The sequence below is a fragment of the Pseudoduganella lurida genome, assembly GCF_007830455.1.
GTDB classification, from domain to species: Bacteria; Pseudomonadota; Gammaproteobacteria; order Burkholderiales; family Burkholderiaceae_D; genus Rugamonas; species Rugamonas lurida.
The window spans coordinates 158,244-173,890 of the sequence record NZ_VLLB01000010.1; the positions used below are offsets into that span (position 1 = coordinate 158,244).

13 protein-coding genes are annotated in these 15,647 nt (G+C 66.7%); 8 read left to right on the forward strand and 5 right to left on the reverse strand.

Going from position 1 to position 15,647, the window contains the following annotated elements:
* Positions 1 to 33 precede the first annotated feature (33 nt).
* Entirely contained in the window at positions 34 to 1,590 is a 1,557-nt protein-coding gene (locus tag IP91_RS22475) for a tryptophan halogenase family protein (protein ID WP_145652168.1), read from the reverse strand.
* Positions 1,591 to 1,769: 179 nt separating this feature from the next.
* Complete coding sequence (locus IP91_RS22480) at positions 1,770 to 4,790, reverse strand: TonB-dependent receptor (RefSeq protein ID WP_145652170.1); 3,021 nt, start codon at positions 4,788 to 4,790, stop codon at positions 1,770 to 1,772.
* A gap of 343 nt (positions 4,791 to 5,133) precedes the next feature.
* Here IP91_RS22480 and IP91_RS22485 point away from each other — a divergent pair, with 343 nt between their 5' ends.
* Together IP91_RS22485 and IP91_RS22490 are read left to right on the forward strand one after the other, a co-directional pair.
* The gene (locus tag IP91_RS22485) at positions 5,134 to 6,540 is read left to right on the forward strand and encodes a M20/M25/M40 family metallo-hydrolase (protein WP_145652172.1); all 1,407 of its coding nucleotides are present in this window, start codon (positions 5,134 to 5,136) and stop codon (positions 6,538 to 6,540) included.
* Positions 6,541 to 6,553: 13 nt separating this feature from the next.
* Entirely contained in the window at positions 6,554 to 7,090 is a 537-nt protein-coding gene (locus IP91_RS22490) for a DinB family protein (RefSeq protein WP_145652174.1), read from the forward strand.
* A gap of 4 nt (positions 7,091 to 7,094) precedes the next feature.
* Here the strand turns inward: IP91_RS22490 and IP91_RS22495 are convergent, their stop codons facing one another.
* Positions 7,095 to 7,862 carry an SDR family NAD(P)-dependent oxidoreductase gene (locus IP91_RS22495; RefSeq protein WP_145652176.1) on the reverse strand — a complete coding sequence of 256 codons (768 nt, stop codon included), beginning with the start codon at positions 7,860 to 7,862 and terminating at the stop codon, positions 7,095 to 7,097.
* 115 nt (positions 7,863 to 7,977) lie between these two features.
* On the opposite strand from IP91_RS22495, the gene IP91_RS22500 reads away from it, so the two are divergent.
* From IP91_RS22500 to IP91_RS22510, 3 genes are all read left to right on the forward strand, one after another.
* On the forward strand, positions 7,978 to 8,889 hold the full coding sequence (locus tag IP91_RS22500; RefSeq protein ID WP_145652178.1) for a LysR family transcriptional regulator: 912 nt from the start codon (positions 7,978 to 7,980) through the stop codon (positions 8,887 to 8,889).
* 43 nt (positions 8,890 to 8,932) lie between these two features.
* Positions 8,933 to 10,018, forward strand: a complete 1,086-nt coding sequence (locus IP91_RS22505; protein ID WP_145652180.1) for an MBL fold metallo-hydrolase — start codon at positions 8,933 to 8,935, stop codon at positions 10,016 to 10,018.
* Positions 10,019 to 10,147: 129 nt separating this feature from the next.
* Positions 10,148 to 10,447 (forward strand): hypothetical protein, encoded by a 300-nt coding sequence (locus IP91_RS22510; protein WP_145652182.1) that lies wholly within the window; start codon positions 10,148 to 10,150, stop codon positions 10,445 to 10,447.
* Positions 10,448 to 10,539: 92 nt separating this feature from the next.
* Here IP91_RS22510 and IP91_RS22515 read toward each other — a convergent pair whose 3' ends face one another.
* On the reverse strand, positions 10,540 to 10,782 hold the full coding sequence (locus IP91_RS22515; protein ID WP_145652184.1) for a hypothetical protein: 243 nt from the start codon (positions 10,780 to 10,782) through the stop codon (positions 10,540 to 10,542).
* A 36-nt stretch (positions 10,783 to 10,818) separates the two neighbouring features.
* Here IP91_RS22515 and IP91_RS22520 point away from each other — a divergent pair, with 36 nt between their 5' ends.
* The gene (locus IP91_RS22520) at positions 10,819 to 13,056 is read left to right on the forward strand and encodes a TonB-dependent siderophore receptor (RefSeq protein WP_145652186.1); all 2,238 of its coding nucleotides are present in this window, start codon (positions 10,819 to 10,821) and stop codon (positions 13,054 to 13,056) included.
* A 288-nt stretch (positions 13,057 to 13,344) separates the two neighbouring features.
* Here the strand turns inward: IP91_RS22520 and IP91_RS22525 are convergent, their stop codons facing one another.
* Positions 13,345 to 14,100, reverse strand: coding sequence for an SDR family NAD(P)-dependent oxidoreductase (locus IP91_RS22525; protein WP_145652188.1), 756 nt, complete (start codon positions 14,098 to 14,100; stop codon positions 13,345 to 13,347).
* A gap of 136 nt (positions 14,101 to 14,236) precedes the next feature.
* On the opposite strand from IP91_RS22525, the gene IP91_RS22530 reads away from it, so the two are divergent.
* Together IP91_RS22530 and IP91_RS22535 are read left to right on the forward strand one after the other, a co-directional pair.
* Positions 14,237 to 15,136 (forward strand): AraC family transcriptional regulator, encoded by a 900-nt coding sequence (locus tag IP91_RS22530; protein ID WP_145652190.1) that lies wholly within the window; start codon positions 14,237 to 14,239, stop codon positions 15,134 to 15,136.
* Positions 15,137 to 15,239: 103 nt separating this feature from the next.
* Complete coding sequence (locus tag IP91_RS22535; RefSeq protein ID WP_145652192.1) at positions 15,240 to 15,620, forward strand: hypothetical protein; 381 nt, start codon at positions 15,240 to 15,242, stop codon at positions 15,618 to 15,620.
* The last annotated feature ends 27 nt before the right edge of the window (positions 15,621 to 15,647 follow it).

Below are 15,647 nucleotides of genomic sequence, written 5' to 3' on the forward strand. Positions count from 1 at the left end.
TCTCGTTTTTTATAGGTCTGGTTTGGATTCGATTTACAGCTTCGGCAGCCCGTGCAGCCGGATGTGCGCGAGCAGTTCCCGGTTCGACGGCAGTGCGCGCAGCATGCGCCGCGTAAGGTCCGCCGCGGCATGGAACTGCTGTTCCGCCGCCTGCGGTTCGATGCGCCGCGTGCCGTGCGCCCGGTCGGGCCGGAAGCCCATCCCGTACAGCACATACTGCCAGCTGGCGGACGGGAAGACTTCCTCGATGCGGTGGAAGTCCAGGCGTGACGGCGGACGGTGCCGCCACAGCGTGAGCAGCTCGCGCAGCCGTTCGGGCATGGCGGCATCGCTGCGGTTATCGCGCCAGTATGCCGAATCGTCGCGGCCCGACAGGACGTAGTGCAGCTTGAGGAATTCGATGACGCGTTCCCAGCGATACGTGAACGCCTCGTTGAAGCGGCGCGACACGATGTCCATCGCCGCGCGCGTGGCCGGCAGGTCGTCGCTGACCATCGCGGCGGACAGTTCCACCAGCGCCAGCGCGGAGGCTTCCAGCGGCTCGATGAAGCCGGCGGACAGGCCGATGGCCACCACGTTGCGGTGCCAGAACTGCTGCCGGTATCCCGGCTGGAAAGTCAGCTTGCGCGGTGCCGGCATGTCGGCCGGGCCGCCCGTGGCCGCCACGTAGGCACGCAGGTCGCGTTCGGCCTGTTCGTCGTCCGTATGGGCGCTGGAATACACGTGGCCGATGCCGCGCCGGGTCGGCAGGCCGATGTCCCAGATCCAGCCGGCGCGCTGCGCGGTGGACGTGGTCTGCGAGGCGATCGGGCTGTCCTCGCGCTCGTACGGCACCTGCACGGCCAGCGCGCTGTCGTTGAACAGCACGTGCTTCTGGTGCAGCAGCGGCACGCCGTAGTGACCGCCCAGCAGCAGCGACTGCATGCCGGTGCAGTCGATGAACAGGTCGCCGGCCAGCGCGCCGTGTTCCTTCGTCTGCAGCGAAGCGATGTCACCGTTCTCGTGCGAATTCACCGCCGTGACGTGGTCCGGCACGTAATGCACGCCCAGCTTTTCCAGGCAGTGCCTGCGCAGGAAGACGCCGAACTTGCCGGCATCGAGGTGGTAGCCGTAGTTGGCCACGGCGGCGAATTCCGGCGTGCCGGCCTGCTTCGGCGCGCGGCCGTTCACGCACAGGTGCGGCTGGAAGCTGACCAGGTCCGCGAACGGCACGTCGCCGCGCCGCTGCAGCCACGGTGCGACGAGATCCGTGTCGCCATACCCCTGCGGCAGCACGAAGGGATGGAAGTAGTAATCCTCGTCGGCGGCACCGCCATGGCGCCAGCCGTTGAAGCGGGAACCCTGCTTGAACGCGGCATCGCATTCGCGGAAGAAGTCCGACTCGCTCACGCCGATGCGGTGCAGCGTATCGCGCATCGACGGCCAGGTGCCCTCCCCCACGCCGATCGGCGGCACGTCGGGCGATTCGATCAGGGTCACGCGCAGGCCGTGCGGCGCGCGGGCCTGGTGGTCGGCGGCGATGATGCCGGCGGCCAGCCAGCCGGCGGAGCCGCCACCGACGATCACCACATGTTCGATCGGCTTGTTCATGGAGTACGCGGCAGGGAGAACACGGGGTTAAGGGTAATTAAGGCTGATCAAGGGTGACCAAGGCGTCGGCAAAATATTATGAAAGCGTTTTCAACAGCTGAACCAGTGTAACCCAAAAAAACCGGGATCGGTCCCCGAAAAGACCGATCCCGCAACGGAGGTAACAGTGATGCCGGCGCCTAGAACTTGTAGCGCAGCCCCAGCATGTAGCGCGGACCGGACTGCGTGGCGTTGACCAGCATGGTGGACGTGCGGCCATGCTTGCGCGTCGTTTCGTTGGTCAGGTTGATGCCTTCGAACTGCAGCGACAGTTTCGGCGTCACGTTGTAGCCCAGCGAGAGGTCGAACTGGCCGTAGGCTTCCGTGTACACCGGGTTCGGGCCGGCCGCATCGAAGGTATCGGACAGGAATTCGTCGCGCCAGTTCCAGGCCGCCCGCACCGTGAACCTGGCATCCTCGTAGATGCCCACGATATTGGCCGAATCGGACAGGCCCACGACGGCGAACTGTTCGCCGATGCTGGCGTTGTCGTAGCCGATGCCCGAATCGACATAGGTGTAGTTCGCCGCGATGCCGAAGCCGCTGTCGCCGAACATGTGCTGCACGTTGATCTCGGCACCCTTGATGTCGGCCTTCTTCTGGTTCGAGAACGTGGTGATGCGGAACGTGGCGACCGGATCGTTCGGCTGGCCCACGATGGAGCCGGTGGCATTGCCGGAGCCGTCGTCCGGACCGCGCGTCACGCCGGCGGCGGTGGGGTGGTTGCGGAAGATGTAGTTGCGGATGCAGGTGGTGTCCGCGCCCGCGCAGCCGTTCGCCAGCGCCTCGTTCCACAGCGCGCCGCCCACCGGCGTGTGCAGTCCGGCAGACTTGTCATCGAAGCGCGACTGGCCCGCGTACTTTTCCAGGTTCTTCTTGAACAGGCCCACGGCGAAGAAGTTCTGCTTCCCGTAATACCACTCATACGACAGGTCCAGGTTCTTCGACTTGACCGGCTCCAGCGCCGGATTGCCCTGGCTGCCGCCGCCACCGTCCAGGCGCGCCAGGTTGTTCAGCACCTTGCCACCGGCGATCTGGTCATAGCGCGGGCGGCCGATGGTCTGGCCGTAGGAGAAGCGCAGCTTCATGTCGGGGCGCAGGTCCACGTCCGCATCGAGGCTCGGCAGCAGGTTGTGGTACTTGCCTTCCAGCGTGGTGAAGGCCGGCGCGCCGAACAGCACCGAGAACTCGTTCTGCGAACCCCAGTCGATCACGGTGGGCGTCTGCACCAGCGCGCTGGAGACGACATCGGTCTTCTCGTAGCGCACGCCGAGCGCCGTGTGCACCGGCAGCGCCAGGTCCCAGTCCGTGTTCACTTGCAGGTACAGCGCCTTCGATTTTTCCTCGGTGCGCTGGTCGGTGTCCCAGGTCGGCTTGACGGAATACAGGTCCGGCCGGCCGGACGCCTTGATCGCCAGGTCGCGCACCTGGTTGAAGTTGAACGTGTAGAAGTTGTTGAACAGGTTCGGGTTGCCCGAGCCGCTGATCTTGTCGAAGTAGCCGCGCACCGTTTCGGGATGCCAGGTGCTGCTCGGGTAGTCGGCCGGGCTGGTGGCGCCGCCCCACGAGTCGCGCTGCATCGTGGAGAAGGCGGAGCGGTTGTCCACCTTGGTGGCGGACACGCCGAAGTTCAGCTGCGATGCTTCCATCAGCTTCAGGCGGCCCTTGAACTGCACCTGGTCGATCTCGCCCTTCATGTAGCCGTTGCGGAACGCCGAGCCGGTGACCTGCTGGCCGCCCACGCCCGTGAAGTTGGCGCCGCTGATCGACAGCACGGGGAAGTCCTGGCTGAAGTCGGCCGTGGTATTGCCGCGGCTGAAGGACGAGGTGCCCAGCACGTTGTCCGAGCCCCACGGGCTGTCCGCCTTCGATTCGGCGGTGGAGTGGTGCGCATCGAACTCGAAGCGCAGGTCCGGGTTGACCTTCCACAGCGCGTTGAAGCCCACCGAGTTGTTGGCGCTCTTGGTGGCGAAGTCGGCGCCGCCCATGGCGATGTCGCTGTTCCCGGCCGGGATGAATTCCGTGTAGACGAGCGGGCCGGCCACCGGGCCGTTGGTCCAGCTGGAGGCCGACGGGCCGAAGTTGAACCAGGCCGACAGGTCCTGCCGGCGCGTGTGGATCTTGTTCTCGGAGTAGGTGTAGTCCAGCGTGGTGGTGATGTCCTTGCGCGGCGCGAACTGGAACGTCACCTGGCCGTTGGTGCGCTTGCGCTCGACGCCGGAGAAGGCGTAGTTCAGGTTCTGCGGTACCGAGTACACGTCGTTCGGGCCGGGGCGGTTGGTGATGTTCTGCGAGCCGTCCTTGCCTGGCAGGGGGATCGCGCCCCAGGTCTCTTCGCTGCCGCGGAACGGGCCCTTCCAGCCGCTGGAAACGGAGGCCGTGTTGTAGCCCAGGTTGCGCTCCTGGTAGCTGCCCGTGACGGCCAGGCCGAACATATTGTCGTTCCAGGTGGTGCTGTAGATGCCGGAGATTTCCGGCGTCACGCGCTTGCCCGTCTTGACGTCCTCCGGCAGGTTGGTCGACGAGTCGTCGTAGACGCCCTTGATGCCGATGCTGGCCTGGAAGCCGGGCCGGTCGAGCGGGCGCGCCGTCATCACGTTCAGCGTGGCGCCGATGCCGCCGGTGGGCGTTTCGGCGCGGCTGGTCTTGTACACCTGGATCTGCGAGATGCCTTCCGAGGCCACGTTGGCGAAGTCGAACGCGCGGCCATTCAGGTCGCCCAGGTTCGAGGTCGGCATCTGGCGGCCGTTCAGCAGCACCATGTTGAAGTCGGGGCCGATGCCGCGCACGGTGACCTTCGAGCCTTCGCCGATCGAGCGGTCGATCGACACACCGGAAATGCGCTGCAGCGATTCGGCCAGGTTCGTGTCGGGGAACTTGCCGATGTCCTCGGCCACGATGCCGTCGACGATGCCGTCGGAATTGCGCTTCATGTTCAGCGACGACTGCATCGAGGCGCGCAGGCCCGTGACGACGACGGCCTGCACGGGCTGCGAGGAGGACAGGTCGGCGCCGCCTTCCTGCGGACCGCCGGTGGCTTCCTGCGCGAATGCAGGGAGGGCGATGGCGGCGCAAGCGCCCGCCACGGCCAGGGTGATGAGTTTCTGCCTTGCGTGGTGTTGATTGCACTGCTTCGGCTGCTGCGCCTTCGGATGATGCATGGTTGTCTCCAGTTCTTCTGGTTTTTTATGGTTTCTCTACCCGGCACCTGCCGGAGTTTGGAAACGTTTCCAACTTCGGTCGGCAAAAATCCGGTCGAAACTGCCTGGCCGATCGGAGTGAGTTGCCGGTGCCGCCGCGATACATCTGTTGCGACGGCTGGATACGATGATGATGTCTGTGGATGGTAACGTTTCCAATTTGCCGCTGCAATGTGTACGGTTGGGTCCGTTGCGTGTTTGACACAGTTACTTTGTTTGTTATTCGCGCGTCCGGCCTGTCGGGCGCCGTATTGCTGTGATAACTTTTCGGGTTCACCTTCGTTCACCCGTACCAAAGGAATCCATGCTGCCGCGCCGCCCGCTGTCGATCGCCCTGCTGTCGACCATCCTGCTGTCCCTGCCACTGGCCACGCTGGCCAGTCCCGCCAACGATCCCTGGCATGCGAAAGCCCGTGCGCTGCTGGAGCATGCGGTGAACATTCCAACCGTGGCCGGCCGCGGCCGCGTGCCGGAACTGGCAGCGTATCTGGCAGCGCAGTACCGCGAAGCCGGCATCCCGGATGCCGACATCCGCGTGATGCCCTACGAGAAAACGGCGGCGCTGATCGTGCGCTGGCGTGCAAAGAAACCGACCGCAAAGCCGATCATGGTGATCGCCCACATGGATGTGGTGGAAGCGAAGCGCGAGGACTGGGAACTGGATCCCTTCGTGTTCACGGAAAGGGACGGCTATTACTACGGCCGCGGCACGTTCGACGACAAGATGGGCATCGCCGCGACCACGACGGCGATCCTGAAGCTGAAGGCGTCCGGCTTCGCGCCACAGCGCGACATCATCGTGTTCTACACGGGTGACGAGGAGACCGACGGCGTGGGCGCGGAACTGGGCGCGACCAAATGGCGCGAGCTGCTGGAAGTGGAATTCGGCCTGAACGCGGACAGCGGCCGCGGCGGCTTTGCCACGGATGGCCGGCCGCTCGGCTTCGCGCTGCAGACGGCCGAAAAGACCTTCGCCAACTTCACGTTCACGACGAAGAACCGGGGCGGCCATTCGTCCAAGCCGCGCAAGGACAACGCCATCTACCAGCTGGCCAATGCGCTGCAGCGGCTGGAGCGCTACCGCTTCGAGCCGGCCCTGAACGAAACCACGCGCGCCTATTTCAACGAACGCGCCAGGATGGAAAAGGGCCCGCTGGGCGATGCCATGCGCGCCTGGCTGAAGGATCCGAAGAATGGCAAGGCGGCCGACGTCATCGAGGCCAGCGATACGGAAGTGGCGTTGACGCGCACGCGCTGCGTGGCGACGCTGCTGTCCGGCGGCCATGCCGACAATGCGCTGCCGCAGACGGCCACGGCCAACGTCAACTGCCGCATCATGCCGGGCGTGTCGCCCGATGCGATCCGCGCCGAGCTGGAAAAGGTGGCGGCCGATCCGGGCGTGGCCGTCACGCGTGCCGACGACTACGTGGCTTCGCAGATCTCGCCGCTGCGTCCGGACGTCGTGCAGGCCTACACGGCCGCCGTGAAGGCGCTGCACCCGGCGTCGCCCGTGATCCCGCAGATGAGCACCGGCGCCACCGATGCGCGGCCGTTCCGCGCCAGCGGCATTCCGATCTACGGCGTGGATGGTTCGTGGGGCATCGTGCCCACCGATTCGCGCACCCATGGCCGCGACGAGCGCCTGCCGGTGAAGGCACTGGACGACGATGTGGACCACTGGACCATCATGCTGAAACAGCTGGCGAAATAAGCGGAGCAAGCATATGCCCACCTGCGCCGACATCCGCCTGCTGGCCGCGTACAACGCGCACATGAACCGCAAGCTGTACGCCGCTGCTGCCCGATTGCCGGCAGAGGAACTGGCGGCGGAGCGGGGCGCGTTCTTCGGGTCCCTGCTCGGCACGATGAACCACCTGTGCGCCGCGGACACGATCTGGCTGACGCGCTTCGCCGCGCACCCGGTCGCCTTTACCGCACTGGCTTCCCTGCGCGACGGCCCCGTGCCGTCGAACTTGCGGCAATCGTACGGCGACGATCTGGCCACGCTGCAGGCCAGCCGCGTGCGCATCGATGGCATGATCGACAGCTTCGCCGCGCAGCTCCAGCCGGCCGACCTGGACGCGGTGCTCGTCTACCGCAACACGCGCGGCCACGAGTACCGCAAGCACTTCGGCACGCTGCTGCTGCACTTCTTCAACCACCAGGCGCATCACCGCGGCCAGGCCAGCACCCTGCTCACGCAGGCCGGCGTGGACATCGGCGTCACGGACCTGCTGGAGATCATTCCGGACGCGGACTGACGAGTCAGATCTGCCCCTGGCCGCCATCGACATACAGCTCGGTGCCGTTGACGAAGCTGGCATCGCTTGATGCGAGGAAGGTGACGGCCTTCGCCACTTCATCCGGCTCGCCCACGCGGCCCATGGGGATGCCGGTGGTCAGGTAGTCCAGCAGGCCTTGCTGCGCCTGGGCGTCCGTGCCGGCCAGTTCCACCAGGCCCGGCGTGCGGATCGGGCCCGGCACGACGGTGTTGATGCGGATGCCGCGGTCCTTCAGGTCCAGGATCCAGTTGCGGGCGAACGAGCGCACGGCCGCCTTCGAGGCAGCGTACACGGAGAACGCGGCGGTGCCCTTGTTGGCGGCGGTGGAGCCGGTGAGGATCACGGAAGCGCCCGGCGCCAGCAGCGGCAGCGCTTTCTGCACGGTGAACAGCACGCCCTTCACGTTGCGGCCGAACGTGTCCTCGTACTGCTGCTCGGTGATCTCGCCCAGCGGCAGCATGTCGCCGCCGCCGGCGTTCGCGAACAGCACGTCAATGCGGCCGTGGGTGGTGCGCACCTGTTCGTACAGCGTGTCCAGCTCGGCCGGCTTCGACGAGTCGACGCGGTAGCCGGCAGCGCCGTGGCCGATCGCCTCGACGGCGGCATCGAGTTCGGCCTGGCGGCGGCCCGTGACGATCACGCGGGCGCCTTCGGCGGCGAAGCGTTTCGCGGTGGCCAGGCCGATGCCCGTGGTGCCGCCGGTGACGATGGCGATCTTGTCCTGCAGCTTGCTGGTGGTGGTCGTGTTCATGGTGAGCTCCTTGTCGGTTCGTTCGGTTCAAAGTGTGCTGCGATGAACGAATGGTAGCGACGGTGCGATCGCATTAAAATAGCAACTATCGCAAACCATCATTGCAGATTTGACGATGTCCAAACTGCCCGACTTCGAAGGACTGGCCCTGTTCGCCAGGGTGGCCGAGGAACGCTCGTTTGCCGGCGCGGCGCGTGCGCTGGGCCTCTCGGTGGCCACCGTCTCGCGTGCCGTGGCGCGGCTGGAGGAGCGGCTCGGTGCGCGGTTGCTGAACCGCACCTCGCGCCAGCTGGCGTTGACGGAGTTCGGCACATCGCTGGCGGAGCGGGCCGGCGACATATTCCGGCTGGCCGAGGAAGCGGAAGGCGCGGCGCGCGAGCAATCGGCCCGGCCGCGCGGACTGGTGCGGCTGGCGGTGCCGATGTCGTTCGGGCTGCGCCAGGTGGCGCCGCTGCTGCCCGAATTCTTCCGCCGCTATCCCGACATCCAGATCGACCTGCACCTGTCGGATGCCACGGTGGACCTGGTGGGCGACGGCTTCGATGCGGCGCTGCGCATCGCCGTGCTGCCCGATTCCTCGCTGGTGGCGCGCAAGCTGGCGCCCGTGTCCCGATTGATCGTGGCGGCACCCGCCTACCTGGCGCAGCACGGCACGCCCACGCATCCTGCCGACCTGCTGCAGCACGCCTGCCTGGGCTATGCCTACAACGCGCGCAGCGACACGTGGCACTTCAGGAACGCGGCGGGCGAGGACGCCAGCGTGCGGCCGCAGGGACCGTTGCGCGTGACGAACTCCGATGCGCTGCTGCCCACCGTGCTGGCCGGGCTGGCGATCTGCGAGCTGCCCGATTTCATCGCGGCCGACCGGGTGCGCGATGGCAGCCTGGTGCCGATCCTGGCGGACTGGCCGATGACGGAGGGCGGGCTGTATTTCGTCACGCCGTCCGCGCGGGCAAGGCCTGCACGGATCACGGTGCTGTCCGACTTTTTCGCCGGGCACCTGTCGAAGGCGGCGTGGCGGCCGTGACGCTGCGTGCGGGTAAAATAAGGGCTCTCCCCAGGACCCCATCATGATCTTCCGCCAGCTGTTCGACCCCGTCTCTTCCACCTACACGTACCTGCTGGGCGATGCGGGCGAGGCCGTGCTGATCGATCCCGTCTACGAGCACGTGCCGCGCGACCTGGCCCTGCTGCAGGAGCTGGGCTTGAGGCTGCTGACCACGCTGGACACGCACGTGCATGCAGACCACGTGACAGGCGCCTGGCGCCTGCAGCAGCGCTGCGGCAGCGGCATCGCGGTGGCTGAAGCAGCCGGCGCGGAGCTGGCCACGCGCACGCTGCGCCATGGCGACCGCATCGGCTTCGGCAGCCGTCACCTGACGGTGCGCGCCACGCCGGGACACACCAGCGGCTGCGTCACCTACGTGCTCGATGACGAGAGCATGGCGTTCACCGGTGACAGCCTGCTGATCCGCGGCTGCGGCCGCACCGACTTCCAGCAGGGCAGTGCCGCGCAGCTGTTCACTTCCGTGCGCGAGCAGATCCTGTCGCTGCCTGAAGCGTGCCTCCTGTATCCGGCGCACGACTACCGCGGCGTGACGGTCACCAGCGTGGCGGAAGAGCGCCGCTTCAATCCGCGGCTGGGCGGCGAGGTGGACGAGGGCGACTTCACGGGCCACATGAATGCCCTGAACCTGCCGCATCCGAAGATGATCGCCGTTGCCGTGCCCGCCAACCTGCGCTGCGGCCAGCCGGAGGAGGGCGGCTTGTTTGCCGGGACATCCGCCGAAACGCCGGACTGGGCACCACTGACGCTGCGCTTTTCAGGCGTGTGGGAAATCGAGCCGATGGCGCTGCTGGAGCACGGCGCCGGCGCGCAACTCGTCGACGTGCGCGAGGAAGCCGAATTCGTCGACCGGCTGGGGCACCTGGCCGGCGCGCGGCTGCTGCCGCTGTCGCAGCTGTCCGACCACCTGCCGGAGCTGGACAAGGAACGGCCCGTGGTGGCCGTGTGCCGCTCCGGCGTGCGCTCGGCGCAGGCCTGCGTGCTGCTGGCCAAGGCGGGCTTCGGGCAGGTCGCCAACCTGGCGGGCGGGATGCTGCGCTGGCACGTCGAGGGCTTGCCGGTGGTTTGCAGCGACAACGCCACGCATTGACACCGCGTAGGAGGGGTTTCGTGAAGCGCAGCTTCGCGCCTGCGTAGCGGTGGGGCCATGCAGGGCTGCGCTCCTTCCGTGCACCGAGACACGTGCTCGGCGGTTTCGGCTCCATTGCTAGAATGGCGCATGCCCCGTAAAACACCGATCTTCCCTGGCCCCCGCACTGCGCGCGGTGCCGTCCTTGCCGTGCTGCTGTCGAACGCCGACCAGACCGGTGCCGAACCGCTGCGCGGCCGCGTCACGCTGGCGGCGATCGTGCGGGCGCTCAAGCGCAAATACCACTGGCCGATCGAGACGGCGAGCTTTCCTTCCAACGATGCGGACGGCCGCGCCACCTGGGCCACCGTCTACACCCTGCCATCCGAGGTCATCGTCGCCGCCATGGACGAGCGGGGCCGCGACTGGCTGCGCGCCGCCCGCCTGTAACGGCTGCGGGTAGCGCAAATTCAGGCCGCTGCTAATCCGTGCTAATCCGCGATACAGCGTGCTAGTGCGGTCTAACTTCGCCAAGCGGCGCTCTAGAACGGTCGATGAAAAGCCGGTGAAGGTCTAATTCGCACCAATTTTCGCAGCGCAAAGTCCAAAGCGGACGATGTTTCGTTGCCGCCGGTTTCGCAATCGGACGGTTTAGCACGCATCGCGCCAGGAATCGCCCGTCCGGTTTCCTCACCGAACAAAGTCCCACCGATCTCGTCAGCGGATATCGACCAGCCTATGGACCAAACAGCAATTTCTGCCTTAAAATTGAGAATGATTCTCATTCGCTCTTTCATTCTTATCCAAATCCAGGAGTCGTCATGTCCCGCGCCCGCGTCGTAATCGCCCCGTCCCCGCTCGCCCAACGTACCCGGAGGACGCTGCTGTGCGCGAGCCTGGCACTGGCCTATCCGCTGGCGCTGCATGCGACGGAAACCGAAGCGCCGGCCGATGCCGACAAGACGATGCAGACGGTGACTGTCACCGGCACGGTCGACAACACCACGGAGAATTCGGGCTCGCTGGCCAGCCGCAAGGCCAGCGTGATGAAGGGTTTCGACGACGTGCGCGACATTCCGCAGCCCGTCACGGTGATCACCCGCCAGCTGCTGGACGACCGCAACTTCCTCGACATGCACGACGTGCTGCAGAACACGCCGGGCGTGACGGTCGACTACACGGACAGCGAGCGCGTATCCTTCCATTCGCGCGGCTACCAGATCGATGCGATCCAGGTGGACGGCCTGACGATGGCCATCGGCGGCTCGACCTACATCCAGCCGGATACTGCCACGCTGGACCGCGTGGAAGTGCTGCGCGGCTCGGCCGGCATGCTGCGCGGATCGGGCAACCCGTCCGCGACGGTGAACATGGTGCGCAAGCGTCCCGCGAAGGACTTCCAGGCCTCTGCCAACGTCACGGCGGGGCGGTGGGACCGCTATCGGGTCGCTGCCGACGTGTCCACGCCGCTCAATGCGGACGGCTCCCTGCGCGCCCGGGCCGTGGCCGTCGTCGACGACAAGCACTTCTTCCAGAAGGCCAAGCAGGAGCGCCGCGAGGTGCTGTACGGCGTGGTCGACTACGACCTGTCGCCGAAGACCACGGTCAGCGCCAGCCTGCAGCACACCGACCTGGACGCCACCGGCGCGTGGGGCGGCATGCCCGGCAACTTCGACGGCTCGCCGCTGTTCCTGCCGCGCGACACCTACCTGGGTGCCGACTGGAACCGCTGGAACCGCTACAACGACGAAGCCTACGCCGCCATGGAGCACCGCTTCGACAATGGCTGGAGCCTGGAAGCGAAAGCCATGTGGACGCGCATGGCGATGAAGGAGAACGGCTTCAAGCAGTCCTACTTCGCCCGGGCCGCCAATGAAAAGACCAATCCCTACCTGTACGGCGTGACGACGGCGCAGTACACCGGCGACAGGAACACGCAGCGCGCCTTCAACGTCACGGCAAACGGTCCATTTACGCTGTTCGGCCGCAAGCACGAACTGATCGTGGGCGCCGAGCGCATCAACAACGAAACCTATGCGACGTACGGCGTGGGCAACCTGTTCCCGGTGGCGAACGTGGACATCCGTACCTTCGATCCGTACAGCTCGTATCCCGAGCGAGCCGTGGACATGTCGACGGCAGTCCCCGCCAAGCCGACCTACACGCGCCAGAAGGGCGTCTATGGCACCGCGCGCCTGTCGGTCCTCGACCCGCTGACGCTGCTGGTCGGCGGGCGCCTGTCGTGGTGGGAGTACGAGGCGCCGTCCACGCCGGCCAGCAATTACCGCATCCGCCGCGAGGCCACGCCGTACGCCGGCCTGTTGTACGACATCACCCCGAACCTGAACGCCTACATCAGCTACACGGAAATCTTCACGCCGCAGAACGTGAAGGACGTGAACGGCAACATCCTGCCACCGGTGCGCGGCGAGGACTATGAAGCCGGCCTCAAGGGCGACTGGTTCGGCGGCCGGCTCACGGCATCGGCCGGCGTCTTCAAGATCGCCAACGAGGGCAAGGCCGTCGAGGACACCACCTCGTTCGATCCGTGCCTGCCGTGGTTCACGTCGGGCTTCTGCCGCATTGCCGGCGGCAAGACGGAAAGCCGGGGCTGGGAGCTGGAACTGGCCGGCGAACTCCTGCCCGGCTGGCAGATGCAGGCCGGCTACACGAACACGCGCACGAAGTACGTCACGGACACCGTCGCCAACACGGGCAACCCGCTGCGCACGCTCGACCCGCGCCACAAGCTCAACCTCTTCACCAACTACCGCTTCGGCAGCACGCTGGCGGGCCTGACGGTGGGCGGCGGCGTGCGCACCCAGTCGGACAGCTATGCCACCTCCGGCACCGGCGCCGCACAGCTGACCACGCTGCACGGCGGCTATTCCATCTTCAACGCGATGGCGACCTACCGGTTCAACGAGCGCTACGCATTGCAGCTGAACGTGGACAACCTGTTCGACAAGGTCTACTACAAGAAATTCGCCCCGACGGGCATCAGCTACTACTACGGCGACCCGCGCAACGTCACCCTCACCCTGCGCGCCAGCCTGTAAGCGCCAACCACCGCCGAGCCCGTGTCCTGGGGGCGCAGCAGGGGTTTCGGGAAGCGCAGCTTCGCGCCTGCGTAGCGGTGCGGCCATGCAGGGCCGCACTCCTTCCTGGCACCAGGACAATGGCAGAGCTCGTGTCACACCATGGTGTCAGGCGTAGTGACACGAGCTGAACACTAGTGTGAAATCCACGGACCTTGCCCTGGCATCAAATGTGTCATGTGGGCCTACAGATGAGTGCGTGTCACCACGCCTGACCCCACAGGGTGACACGGGCTCATCCGTGGTGCATCAGATCGCCTGGCCGCCGGAGACTTCGATGCGCTGGGCGGTGACCCAGCGGTTGCCGGGGGCGAGCAGGCTGGCGATCATCGGGCCGATGTCGTCCGCCACGCCGACGCGGCCCAGCGCCGTCATGCCGGCCAGCAGGCGGTTCAGGTCCGGGTTGTCGCGCACGGCGCCGCCGCCGAAGTCCGTTTCGATCGCGCCCGGGGCCACCGTGTTGACGGCGATGCCGCGCGCGCCCAGTTCCTTCGCCAGGTAGCGCGTCAGCACTTCCACGGCGCCCTTCGCGGCGGCATAGGCGGCGTAGCCCGGGATGCTGGTGCGCGTCAGGCCGGAGGACAGGTTGACGATGCGGCCGCCATCGGCCAGCAGCGGCAGCAGCGCGCCCGTGAGGAAGAACACGCCCTTGAAGTGCACGTCCACCAGCCGGTCGAACTGCGCCTCGGTGGTCTCGGCAATCGAGGCATGCTCGCCATGGCCGGCATTGTTGACGAGGTGGTCGAGCGTGTCGCGCTGCCACGTGTCGCGCAGCACGCCGCGCAGCTGGTCGACGAAGGCAGGGAAGGTGGCCACGGCGCCGCTATTGAGCTGCAACGCGATGGCCTTGCGCCCCAGCGCTGCAATCTCCGCCACGACTTGCCGGGCATCGTCGGCACGGCTGTGATAGGTGAAGACGACATCGCCGCCGGCGCGGGCAATGCTGAGTGCGGTGTTGCGGCCCAGGCCGCGGCTGCCGCCGGTAACGAGAGAGATCGTGGTCATGGTGGACTCCTTGGAAGTGATTGGGTGACGTCATGATGCGACGCGCACCACGCCCGCAATTTCTCGAAGGTACGGGTTTCTTGCCTGATCCTCCAAACCGCGTGCATCGCCCGCCGCGGCGCGGTACGCTAGCCGCATGACCTCCCTGCTCGACCATGTGCGGCGCTACGCCGACGCCCACGCGAACGCCGACGGCATCGCGATCTCCCCCGTGCCCGGCCTGCTGGCGGTGCGCGCCCACATGCCCAGCGGCCTGCAGCATGCGATCGCCAGACCGATGGTCTGCATCGTCGTCCAGGGCAGCAAGAACGTGACGATGGGGGCGACCTCGGTCGACTTCACGGCCGGCGACTCGCTGCTGATCACGGCGGACGTGCCGCTGGTCAGCCAGGTCACGCGGGCCAGCCTGGCCGCGCCCTACCTGTCGCTGGTGCTGGAGCTGGACCAGGCCGTGATCGCCGAGCTGGGCGTGCAGATGGGCGACGCGCAAGCGGGTGGAAACCCGGGCGAGCACACGCCGGTGCGCGTGGAGACCACCGATGCCGAAGTGGCCGACGCAGCGCTGCGCCTGCTGAAACTGCTGGACCGTCCCGCCGCCGTGCCGGTGCTGCATGCCCAGCTGGTGCGCGAGCTGCATTACTGGCTGCTGGCGGGACGCCACGGTCCCGCGCTGCGGCGCCTGGGCTGGCCGAACGGACCGTCGCAGCGGGTCGGACGGGCCGTGGCGCTGCTGCGCACCGAGTTCGCCCGCACGCTGCCGGTCGAGCGGCTGGCCGAGGTGGCGGGCATGAGCGCCTCGTCGTTCCACCAGCACTTCCGCGCGGTCACGTCGCTCTCGCCCCTGCAGTTCCAGAAGCAGCTGCGGCTGATCGAGGCGCGCCGGCTGATGCTTGCCGAAGGCGCTTCCGCCAGCAGTGCGGCCTTCACGGTGGGGTACGAGAGCGTGCCCCAGTTCACCCGCGAATACGGACGGCTGTTCGGCATCGCCCCGGTGCGCGACATGAAAGCCGTGCGCGAGCGCCTGCAGCCGGCCTAGGCGGGCCTGTCGTGCGGCATGAACACGATTGACGGGGCGAGTGGAAGCGCCCGCCGATGTGCCTTAGTATGGTTCCTCTCATCCGTCCCACCGGGCGCCGACCATGACGAACGAGCAGCAGTCTTCCTCGCCTTCCGAACCAGAACGAACCGGTACCGCCGAGCCGCGCCTCACTTCCGGCCAGCTCTGGTATCGCTTCCTGTTCTTCGACTGGCTGTTCCGCGACGTGAACGCGGCGCGCGACTTGTTCGAGCGCCACGCGGCGCGCCAGCACAACCAGCGCATGAGCCGCTACCTGCCCGTCTACCTGCGCCGCTGGTCCGTGCTGACGGTATTCGATTTCGGCCTGGGACTGCTGTTCGAACGGGTGATCCAGGCCACGCTGCTGTCGGCCTGGTTCTTCACTTGGTCCTGCGTCACGTTCACCGGCATGGTCGTCATCACGGTGGCCTGGCTGTTCCTGGCGTCTGCGCGCATGCCGTGAAACGGCTTTAATCGTCACCGTTCCGTC